The 10,016-nt window shown below is 71.5% G+C and carries 10 protein-coding genes and 2 pseudogenes; 4 read left to right on the top strand and 8 right to left on the bottom strand.

The features are described from left to right. Positions 1-67: 67 nt before the first annotated feature. Together HUV60_RS29485 and HUV60_RS29480 are read right to left on the bottom strand one after the other, a co-directional pair. Positions 68-430: a hypothetical protein gene (locus tag HUV60_RS29485; protein ID WP_257851415.1), complete on the bottom strand. Its 363-nt coding sequence runs from the start codon at positions 428-430 to the stop codon at positions 68-70. Beyond that, positions 427-873, bottom strand: a complete 447-nt coding sequence (locus HUV60_RS29480) for a hypothetical protein (RefSeq protein ID WP_269441248.1) — start codon at positions 871-873, stop codon at positions 427-429. Before HUV60_RS29480 ends, HUV60_RS29485 begins: the two co-directional genes overlap by 4 nt. A 373-nt stretch (positions 874-1,246) precedes the next feature. On the opposite strand from HUV60_RS29480, the gene HUV60_RS29475 reads away from it, so the two are divergent. Beyond that, complete coding sequence (locus tag HUV60_RS29475) at positions 1,247-1,795, top strand: Uma2 family endonuclease (RefSeq protein WP_443047555.1); 549 nt, start codon at positions 1,247-1,249, stop codon at positions 1,793-1,795. A 54-nt stretch (positions 1,796-1,849) separates the two neighbouring features. On the opposite strand, the gene HUV60_RS29470 is transcribed toward HUV60_RS29475, so the two are convergent. Together HUV60_RS29470 and HUV60_RS33675 are read right to left on the bottom strand one after the other, a co-directional pair. Then, positions 1,850-2,059, bottom strand: coding sequence for a hypothetical protein (locus tag HUV60_RS29470; protein WP_257851417.1), 210 nt, complete (start codon positions 2,057-2,059; stop codon positions 1,850-1,852). Between the two features lie 140 nt (positions 2,060-2,199). Continuing rightward, positions 2,200-2,946, bottom strand: a pseudogene (locus HUV60_RS33675) (transposase); the annotation flags it as partial. A 223-nt stretch (positions 2,947-3,169) separates the two neighbouring features. Between HUV60_RS33675 and HUV60_RS29450 the strand changes: the two are divergent. Continuing rightward, a complete protein-coding gene (locus tag HUV60_RS29450) occupies positions 3,170-3,349 on the top strand; it encodes a hypothetical protein (protein WP_257851423.1) in 180 nt (59 codons plus the stop codon). A gap of 50 nt (positions 3,350-3,399) precedes the next feature. On the opposite strand, the gene HUV60_RS29445 is transcribed toward HUV60_RS29450, so the two are convergent. Continuing rightward, a complete protein-coding gene (locus HUV60_RS29445) occupies positions 3,400-4,140 on the bottom strand; it encodes an SDR family NAD(P)-dependent oxidoreductase (protein ID WP_257851424.1) in 741 nt (246 codons plus the stop codon). Positions 4,141-4,307: 167 nt separating this feature from the next. Here HUV60_RS29445 and HUV60_RS29440 point away from each other — a divergent pair, with 167 nt between their 5' ends. Both HUV60_RS29440 and lnt read left to right on the top strand, forming a co-directional pair. Further along, positions 4,308-4,796 carry a nuclear transport factor 2 family protein gene (locus tag HUV60_RS29440; RefSeq protein ID WP_257851425.1) on the top strand — a complete coding sequence of 163 codons (489 nt, stop codon included), beginning with the start codon at positions 4,308-4,310 and terminating at the stop codon, positions 4,794-4,796. An 80-nt stretch (positions 4,797-4,876) separates the two neighbouring features. Then, a complete protein-coding gene (gene lnt / locus HUV60_RS29435) occupies positions 4,877-6,454 on the top strand; it encodes an apolipoprotein N-acyltransferase (RefSeq protein WP_257851426.1) in 1,578 nt (525 codons plus the stop codon). On the opposite strand, the gene HUV60_RS29430 is transcribed toward lnt, so the two are convergent. From HUV60_RS29430 to HUV60_RS29415, 3 genes and pseudogenes are all read right to left on the bottom strand, one after another. After that, on the bottom strand, positions 6,375-7,283 hold the full coding sequence (locus HUV60_RS29430; RefSeq protein WP_257851427.1) for a Gfo/Idh/MocA family protein: 909 nt from the start codon (positions 7,281-7,283) through the stop codon (positions 6,375-6,377). The two genes, lnt and HUV60_RS29430, sit on opposite strands and share 80 nt — an antisense overlap. Beyond that, the gene (locus HUV60_RS29425; RefSeq protein WP_257851428.1) at positions 7,280-8,500 is read right to left on the bottom strand and encodes an FAD-dependent monooxygenase; all 1,221 of its coding nucleotides are present in this window, start codon (positions 8,498-8,500) and stop codon (positions 7,280-7,282) included. Before HUV60_RS29425 ends, HUV60_RS29430 begins: the two co-directional genes overlap by 4 nt. Positions 8,501-8,734: 234 nt before the next feature. Continuing rightward, positions 8,735-9,978 (bottom strand): annotated as a pseudogene (locus HUV60_RS29415) (IS110 family transposase). Positions 9,979-10,016 lie beyond the last annotated feature (38 nt).

The raw sequence follows: 10,016 nt of genomic DNA, 5'->3' as shown, positions 1-10,016 counted from the left end.
ACGCGGAGCTTCTCGTGCTGCGGCACGAGAACGCGGTCCTGCGCCGGCAGTTGGCTGGCCCGGTCCGTTACGAGATGGCCGACCGGGTGTGGTTCGCCGCCCTGTCCAGGCTGATACCCCGGCGGCGCTGGCGCGAGGTTTTTCTATGACGGGCTGCGGCTTCGGCGATCTCCTCGTTGGACAGCGCCGTATGTCCGGTCGCGGATTCGATGTCGACGCTGAAGACGACGACAGCCGTTCTGCGCTCCCGGTAGTAGCCGGCGATCTCGTCCAGAGTCGGTGCCCGGCGCTCGGCGGCGAAGTACTTCGAAGAAGCCTCGGCGAAGTCGTCGGGCAGGGACAGATGACCGTGTCCGTCCACCTCGACGTGGGCGTGTACGTCAATTGCGTCGAGCGTGTCGAGGTCGAGGCCCGTGGCCGGGGGGCTCACGAGGCGTCGGTCTTCGGCTCGGGCAGCGTTTTCCCGACGCTCTGTTGGTGGCCGGCGAACACAGTGGGCCACGCCTCGGCGATGGCGTCGGCGCTCCAGCCGCCGCCGGCATAGGCGGAGACAGCCTGTGTCGGGTGGGTCCACAGGCTGTCTCCGCCCACACCGATCGCCTGGCCGGCCGCGGCGTCCGAGGCGTCCGAGGCGTCCGAGGCGTCCGAGGCGTCCGCGGCGTCCGAGGCGTCCGAGGCGTCCGAGGCGTCCGAGGCGAGGAACGTGACCACACCGGCCGCGGCCTCCGGGGATCCGAAGGCCGGCGCCCGGCGCGCGAACGGCGGCATCGGCCGACCGGCGCGTAGAGCGCCCGGAGCTGGCACGACGATCGTCTCGACGCGTACCGGTTCACCCTTGGCACGGGCGACGACGCCGCGTACTTGCTGGGACATGGGAACCAGCCGCGGCACCGCCGTACGCCAGGGCACCACTTGCGGGGCCCCCTGACCTGTGAGGACAAGGACGGAGGGCTTCCACTGCGACCTCGACGACATCGCAAGCCTGGTGTCGGCCGACCTCGACCCGGCACTCAAGCTGACGTGCACCACTCCTCCGAAGCAGCCCGTCCATGGACCACGTCGTCCAGATCCACACCGAGATGATCACCGGCCTCCGGCTCCTCGGACCCACACGGGCCGAGTGAGAGGTCCGGTCGCTCGACTACGCTGACACCAGCGTTGCGCCCGCGTCCGCGATCCGGGATGAGGGCCCCTGACCTCTTCGAGGCGCCTGGAGGAAGCCGTGACCGCCGAACTCCCCGACTGGATGATCCCGCCCAGGATCAGCGGCTGGGAAGCCGATGACCTCGACCTCCTCGCCCAAGCACCGCGGCACACCGAACTCATCGACGGAGCCCTGATCTTCATGATGTCGCCGCAGCGGTCCTGGCACGCCCGGCTGGTGGAGAACCTGACCTTCGCCCTGCGCCAGGCCGCCCCCGACGAGTTCGACGCCGAGCGTGAGATGACCGTCCGGCTCGACAAGAAGAGCCGCCCCGAGCCCGACATCCTGCTCACCACCGCCTCCTACGACCCCGACCGGACATGGTACGCGCCCGAGGACGTCACCCTGGTCATCGAGGTCGTCTCGGAGGAGTCGGCGGACCGCGACCGTTCCCTCAAGCCCTTCAAGTACGCACAGGCCAGGATCCCCCACTTCTGGCGCGTCGAGGACGAGACCGGCGCCCCCACCGTCCACACCTACGAACTCGACACCATGACCAGCACCTACGTGGCCACCGGCATCCACCGCAACCGGTTGAAGGTCTCCGTCCCCATCCCCCTCGACATCGACCTCGACAGTCTCGTGCCCTGACCGCCCCTCCCGGACGCCGGGCCACGGCTTCGCGAGCTGGAAGCGTAAGCCGCCTCACACCCCCGCGAGGGCGAAGGTGAACGGTTCACGGGGCTCGTACCGGCCGGTGACGTCGCCGACCAGGTTGTCGGCGGTCGGGTCGAGGCGGGCGGCGCGGGTGACGTCGACGCGGTCGAGGCGGGTCCAGGCGATGTCGGCGCTGAAGGAGGACTCGAAGGCGTAGACGCGGTGAGTGAGGTCGGCGAGGGTGCGCCAGATTGACATGGAGATGTTCGGACGGGCCGCCTCCGTCGTGCCCGGCAGCGGCAGGGCGCCGCCGAACACCTCGTACCGTTTCAGATGGTCCAGCTGCTGATCAAGCGGCGGGGGCGCGGGCCCGGCCTGGGCGCCGCGGTCGACCAGGACTGTCCCTTGAAGGTCTGGTTGATCGACTCGATGACCTGCCGCAGCGGCTTGAACAGATGCGCCCCGGCCCGCTCGGCTTCTCCCTTGCGGGCCAGCCGTGACAGCACCAGCTCACGCTCGGTCAGGTCCCGCTCGAACTCGCGGCCGTAGTAGTTCTTGTCACCGGTGATCGTCTGCCGGGAGTGGGGGGCCGTCATGTCCGGCGCGGTGTCGAGCATGTCGCGCAACGTCTCGCGCTCGTCGGCCTTGGCACCGGTCAGTGCGAGCAGCACAGGCAGCCCGCCGATCGTGCACACCTGGTGCAGCCGTAGTCCCCAGAAGTACCGGGAGGGCGACGAGCAGTAGCCGTACTGCGCTCAGCCGGCCAGGTCGGAGCGCTTCGCGGTTTCTCGCGAGCAGCCACAGCCGACCGGGGCGGAGTCGACCACCCAGACATCGTCGCTCCACAGCGTGGTGTCCGCCGCCAGGATCCGGATCATGCGGGTGAGCAGCGACGAGGCCGCTCGCAGCCGCTTGTTGTGGCCGGACTGGTCGGGTACGTGGGGGAACATGCCGCGGCGGTCCGCCGCGACACGGCGCAGTCAGCGCCGCTCGGAGGTGTAGCCGAGCAGCGCCGACATTACGGCGAGTGTGTGCAGTTCGGAGTCACTGAGCGTGGGTGCGATCCCGACCGCCGGGCGTCGCAGGGCAAGTTCCGGCGAAGCCTGCAACGTGTCGTCGATCCGGACGTAGAGTGCCGTTGTCAATGTGCGGTCGGCCCAGAGCGCGGTGGCGGCATTGCTGCCGTTCCGTTTCTCTGGGCCGACCGCACATGGTCAGGCCACGGGTGCCCTCAGCCCGCACGCGGTGGAGTCGGCGCACTGCCCCGACGTCCGCGACCCGGCCGTCCGCGGGGACGTGACCGAACCCATAGGTGACGGGTAGCCGCCCGGTAGTGCGCTGTCAGTGCGTGGCCCTAGGCTGTTCGGCATGTCCCCCGATTCCGTGACCCCTGGTTCCGCGCGGTCGGCCGCCGAGGTCAACGAGCACATCCGAGCACTGTGGCTGCGCGCGGGCGGTTCCCTGTCGGCCGGGGAGCGCGCGGAGTACGAGCTCCTGGTGGTCGAGTGGGCGGCAGCGGTCCGGAGCCATGTCGTCAAGGCGGCCTGAGCCCCCGCCGCCGCGTCGGGCCCGCCCACGCGGCGGCGACGTGCACACGCTCAGCGCCCACCCGCCACCCGCAGCACCGCCCCCGTCGCGTACGAGGCGTCCGGCGACATCAGCCAGGCGACGGCCGCGGCGATCTCCTCCGGCTGCCCCGGGCGGCCCAGCGGAACCGCGGCGCCGGCCTGCCGAGCCCGGTCCGGGGCGCCCATGGCGGCATGCATCTCCGTGTCGATCACACCCGGCGCGACCGCGTTGACACGGATGCCGACCGGGCCGAGCTCCTTGGCCAGCCCGACCGTGAGGGCGTCGACTGCGGCCTTGGTCGCCGCGTAGTGGACGTACTCGCCGGGACTGCCGAGAGTGGCCGCCCCCGACGAGATGTTCACGATGACACCTTCGCCCCGGGGCGTCATCAGCTGTGCGGCGCGGCGCGAACACAGCAGCGCCCCCGTCAGGTTGACGTCCACGACCCGGCGCAGGGTCGCGGTGTCGACATCGGTGAACCGCCCCAGCGGCCCGGTCACCGCCGCGTTGTTCACCAGCCCTGTCACCGGCCCCAGTTCCCGCTCCGCAACATCGAACAGACGCTCGACGTCCACCTCGTCGGAAGTGTCCCCCCGCACGGTGACGGCCCGCGCCCCGGCCGCACGTACCCCCTCCGCCACCCGCTCCGCCGCCGAGGCGTCCCGCAGGTGCCCCACCACCATGTCGTGCCCCTCCCCCGCGAGCCGCAGGCAGGTAGCGGCCCCGATCCCCCGGCCACCACCAGTCACCACCGTGACAAGCCTCTTCACGCCAACCTCCGAACAGCCAGCCCGCCCGACAACCGAAGATCCACAGCCTGACACACCCGCGGCGCCGCTCGTAGATGCTGCCGACTGGGGGGAAGCACAGATCCACGCCGGGTGAATATCTGCGCAGGGCCCTTGGTTCCTGGTCCGGGATGGCCAACACTGAGCCGATGACGCAGCGTGTGGAGCTTGCGACCGTGCGGGACAGACTGGCCGTGGACGAGATCGTCACCGAGTACGCGGTGGCGGTCGACGACGGGGACTGGGAGGCGTACCGAGGGCTGTTCACCCCGGGCGGGCGGGCCGACTACCGCTCGGCCGGCGGCATCGAGGGCGATGCCGGGAAAGTGGCGGCGTGGCTCGCGGAGAGCCTGCGGGTGTTCCCGATGCGGCAGCACCTGGTCGTGAACCGGCGGGCGCGCTTCGGGATCTGGGAGCAGGACACCGGTGACACGGCCCGTGTACAGGCCGACTACGTGAACCCGATGGGTACGGCTGTCGGCGGCGAGGACGGGGCGCCCTCGCCGGATGTCCTGTGCGGAGGCAGGTACGCGTTCGGGATGCTGCGTACGGACGAGGGCTGGCGGTTGAGCGAGGTGGTCGTGCGCGAGAAGTGGCGGCGCCCTTTCGCCCGGTCCGCGGCGCCCGTGGTCCACTGAGCCGACGCGCCCCGACCCGGATCTTGTCCGGGGCGCACACTGGGGGCACGTACGGGGTGGGGAGGGGGTAGGAGGCGCCGGTGAAGACGTTCAGCCCCTGGCTCGCCTCCCCGTGGCGGCGCTCGGCCGTCGCCATGGTCGCGGGTGCCCTGCCCGTACTGGCCTTCCCGGCGCCGTCCCTGTGGTGGTTCGCCCACGTCGCGCTGGTGCCGTGGATCGCGCTGGCGCGCACTGCTCCCACCGGCCGGCGTGCCGCGTTCGACGGATGGTGGGGCGGGTTCGGCTTCATGCTCGTGATGCACCACTGGCTGCTGCCGAACCTGCAGGTGTTCACGTTCGTCCTCGCGGCCCTGCTCGGTGCGTTGTGGGCGCCCTGGGGGTGGCTGGTGCGGCGACTGCTGGGCGGGGTGCCGTCGTGGGTGCGGGTCGCGGCCGCGCTGGTCGTGCTGCCGTCGGCCTGGCTGGCCGTCGAACTGGTCCGTTCCTGGGAGGCGCTGGGCGGTCCCTGGGGCGTGCTCGGCGCGAGTCAGTGGCAGGTGACGGCGGCGCTGCGGCTGGCGTCGGCCGGCGGGGTGTGGCTGCTCAGCTTCCTGGTGGTGCTCCTGAACGTCGCCGTGGCCGTGCTGCTCGTGGTGCGACAGGCGCGGGTGTCGGCCGTGGCCGGTCTGGTCGCCGCAGGTGTGGTCACGTCCGCCGCTTGGGTGGGCGCGCCCGTCCCGGAGGCCGGCGGACGGGCGAGGGTCGCGGTCGTCCAACCGGGCGTCGCCGCCGGGCCGGACAGTGCGGACCGGCGCTTCGGCCTCGAAGAACGGCTCACCCGCCGGCTCGCGGGCCAAGGCGTCGACCTGGTCGTCTGGGGCGAGAGCAGTGTCGGTTTCGACCTCGGCGCCCGGTCCGACCTGGCGCGGCGGCTCGCGGCGCTGTCCCGCTCGACGGGCGCCGAGATCCTGGTCAACGTGGACGCGCGACGCTCCGACCAGCCCGGCATCTACAAGAGTTCGGTGCTGGTCGGCCCCGACGGTCTCACCGGGGACCGGTACGACAAGATGCGCCTGGTTCCGTTCGGTGAGTACATCCCGGCCCGCTCCCTGCTGGGCTGGGCGACGTCCGTGGGTGAGGCAGCGGGCGAGGACCGCAGGCGCGGCACCGGGCAGGTGGTGATGGAAGCGGAGAACGGGCTGCGCATCGGCCCGATGGTGTGCTTCGAGTCCGCGTTCCCGGACGTCAGCCGGAACCTGGCCGAGGAGGGTGCCGATGTACTGCTCGCCCAGTCGTCGACGTCGACGTTCCAGCAGAGCTGGGCGCCCGAGCAGCACGCCTCGCTGGCCGCGCTGCGCGCCGCCGAGACCGGGCGTCCGATGGTCCACGCAACGCTGACCGGTGTGTCCGCCGTCCATGGCCCGGACGGCAGGCGGGCCGGGCCGTGGCTCGGTACGGACGCGAGCACCACGCGGGTGTACGACGTCCCGCTCGCCCACGGCACCACTCCCTACGTCCGCTTCGGCGCCTGGCCGCTGCACGCGGCGCTGCTGGTCCTGGCCCTGTGGGGGGCCACCGAGACCGTACGGACCGCACGACTCAGGCGGCGGCCCGCTCCTGGACCTCCCGCACCACACGCTCGCACAGCTCATGGGTCGCCAGCGCGTCCCGGGCACTGAGCGTCCTGCCCTCGCCGACCGCGCTCAGGAACGCGAGCACCGCCTGCTCGATACCGCGCTGGCGCGCCACCGGCACCCAGTCGCCGCGCCGGCGCACGGTGGGCTGGCCCTTGTGGTCGATCACCTCTGCGAGGTTGACCACCTGCCGCTTGGTGTCCTGGCCGGAGACCTCGAGGATCTCCTCGGCCGAGCCGCTGAGCCTGTTCATCACGCCGAGCGCGGTGAAGCCCTCCCCTGCGAGCTGGAGCACCACGTGGTGCAGCAGCCCGCCCTCGGTACGGGCCCGTACGGTCACGTCGTCGACCGGGCCGGGCACCAGGAAGCGCAGGGTGTCGACGACGTGGATGAAGTCGTCGAGGATCATCGTGCGCGGATCCTCCGGCAGCCCGATCCGGTTCTTCTGCAGCAGGATCAGCTCGCGCGGGTGGTCGGCGCACTGCGCGTAGCCGGGGGCGAAGCGCCGGTTGAAGCCGACGGCGAGGCTCGTGCCCCGCTCCTCTGCGCGGGCGACGAGCCGTGCGGAGTCGGCGAGTTCGTAGGCGAGTGGTTTGTCGACGTACGTCGGTACGCCCGCTTCGAGCAGCCGGGACACGATCTTTGGATGGACCTGGGTCGGGGCGTGCACGAAGGCGGCGTCGAGGCCCTGCGCGAGCAGGGCCTCGAGGTCGGCGTGCCGCTGTCCGGGCGGGAGGTGGAGGCCGTCGGCGACGCGGGTGAGCGTCGCGGGAGTGCGGGTCTGCAGGTGCAGTTCCACTCCGGGCCGGGTGGCGAGCACCGGAAGGTAGGCCTTCTGCGCGATGTCACCGAGTCCGATGCAGCCGACCTTCACGGGGTGTTCTCCTCCAGCGGTTGCCTGTCAGATGCGCGGTCAGGGGCACGGCCTCGGTCACGCGCGTCGTCATCGCGGTGACCGTCACGGCCCTGATCACTGTCGTGGTCCGCCCCGAAGGATACGGTGTCCTCCACCGGCGACCGCCAGGAGGCGACCTCGTTGAAGCTCCGCAGGAGCAGGGACGGGACGGCCTTCGAGAGCACGGTGATCGAGGTGTCGCGTACGGCGGTCCCGGCGCGGTTGGTCATCAGGTGGAGTCGGGCCGCCCGCACCGCCCGGCGGACGATGCCGGTCGGGCGGGGCAGCCGGTCTGCGGTGTACGCGGGCAGGTCGTCGGCGTGGTGGGCGAGGGTGACCGCGTCCTCGAGAGCCCGGTTGCCGCCCTGGCCGAGGGTGGGCGGCAACGCGTGCGCGGCGTCGCCGACCAGCGCGACCCGGCCGTGGTGGTAGGCGGGCAGCGGATCGGTGATGTGGTGGACGTCGTGCCGCAGCACGTCCTCGGGGCGGACGGCGGCCAGCACGGCGGGGACCGGCTCGTGCCGGTCCCCGTGTCGGCGCAGCAGTTCGGCGCGCTCGTCGTCGGGTGCGTGTTCCCCGGCGGGGGCCAGGGCGGCGGCGTACGCGTAGACCCGGCTGTCCTTGAGCGGATGGGTTCCCCAGATGCGGCCCGGGCCCCAGGTCTCGTGCGGGGCGAACCGCACGCCCGGCAGCGGGACCACCACCCGCCAGGTGGTGAAGCCGGAGTAGACGGGTCCGGGGTGGTGCGGGAAGAGCGCGTGGCGCACGGCGGAGTGGATGCCGTCGGCGGCCACCACCAGGTCGGCCTCGAGTTCGCCGTCGGAGGTGCCCACACGTGCGGGCCGGGTGGGATCGCGGGGGTCTCCCGGATCGACAAGGTGCGCGACGGCGGCCGTGCGGACGGTGTCCGGGGGGAGCTGCCCGGCCAGGTGATCGATGAGGGTGGCGCGGTGGAGCAGAACGAGAGGCCCGCCGAAGCACTCGGCCGCGGCGGCCTCGCTGGACCGGGCGAGCCAGCGCCCGCCCGGTGCGCACAGCCCTCCGTCGCCCTGCCCGGCGGACAGGGCGCGGATCTCGTCGCCGAGCCCGATGACGTCCAGCCCGCGCAGCCCGTTGGGCGCGAGGGAGCTGGCGGCGCCGGCCGGCTCCAGGGAGCCGGACCGCTCCAGCACGGTCACCCCCGGACCGGCACGCACTGTCGCTGATCGCCTGGGTGGGCGGGCTGATGTTCTCCTGCGTTGCCGAGGCCTTCAGCGCGCGTGTACCGACCCTGGAGGAGGTGCGGGTGGGCCTGCGGAGCTGCTGGACGGGATGCTCTCCGCCTGACGAACACCTGACTCTGACGCGTAAATAACTGCAGGTGGGTGCTCTCTCGGACAGGGGTATCGGCCCGGTCGGAGTCGTCTCCGCCGGGCTTCGGACATGCTCGTTCATCCAGCGGCGTCCATCGGGTCGAGGGTGACGCGGTAGCCGAGTTCGTTCAGCCGGGAGACGGCTCGGCGTGCGGCCCGCTCGGGATCTCGTTGGGTGAAGTAGCTGCCGCCGAGCTCGTGGTAGGGCACGTTGTCGTTGAGCATGTGCCAGATCGCGGTGATGATCGAGTGCTCGACGGCGACCAGCGCCTTGATCGGGCCGCGGCGAGCGGTCAGCCGCTTGTAGCGTGCCTGCAGGAAGGAGTCCTTGGTCCGTGCCGCTCCGAATGCGGCCATCCCCAGTGCCCCTTTCAGGTAGGGGTTGCCGGGCCGGACCCGGGTACTGCGGACCCGGCCGGCCGATTCGTGGTGTCCCGGACACAGCCCGGCCCAGGAGGCCAGGTGCTTGGCCGAGGGGAACCGGGCCATGTCACCCCCGGTCTCGGCCACGATCACTTCCGCCACCGCCCGGTTCACTCCCGGGATCGTGTCCAGCAGGTCCAGCGCCGGGCGAAAGGGGTCATCGCCTCCTCGATGCGGGCCGTCAGCTGGTTGACGGCACCGGACAGGTGGTCGTACTGGTCGAGATAGAGGCGGGTCAGGAAGGCGTGGTGTTCGCGGAAGCGGCCGGTCAGCGCCTGGGTCAGCTCGGGAATCTTGCTACGCATGCGGCGCTTGGCGAGGTCGGCGAGGACCTGCGGATCACGCTGCCCGTCGATCAGGGCCTGGAGCATGGCGCGGCCGGAGACTCCCATCAGGTCGGAGACGACGGCGGAGAGCTTGATGCCGGCATCTTCCAGCAGCTTCTCCAGGCGCTGCACGACCTGGGCGCGTTCGCGGGTGAGCTGGGTGCGGGCCCGGGTGAGATCCCTCAGCTCGCGTACGGGCTGTGGAGGCACGAACGAGGCCCGCACCAAGCCGTGGGAGCCGAGTTGGGCCAGCCAGGCGGCGTCGGAGACGTCGGTCTTGCGGCCGGGCAGGTTCTTCACCTGACGGGCGTTGACCAGGATGACGTTCAGTTCCTCGATCAGCAGGTAGTAGAAGGGCTTCCAGTAGTCGCCGGTTGCCTCCATCACCACCAGGGTGACGTCCGCGCCGAGGAGGTGTTCGCGCAGGTCGAGGATGGCGTTGGTGGTGGCGCCGAAGGTCGTGGTCTGCTGGGTGAACGTCCCTTTGCGTCTGGGGCTGGGGGTGCGCACGCACACCTTGGCGTCCCGCTTGCTGATGTCGATGCCGGCGCAGCGTTCGTGAAGGACGTCCATGGCCACGGCTCCGCTTCTGTTCGGTTGTCGCTTCGCGG

This window comes from Streptomyces sp. KMM 9044 (assembly GCF_024701375.2).
GTDB lineage: Bacteria > Actinomycetota > Actinomycetes > Streptomycetales > Streptomycetaceae > Streptomyces.
This window is presented reverse-complemented; position numbering and strand designations above follow the sequence as displayed.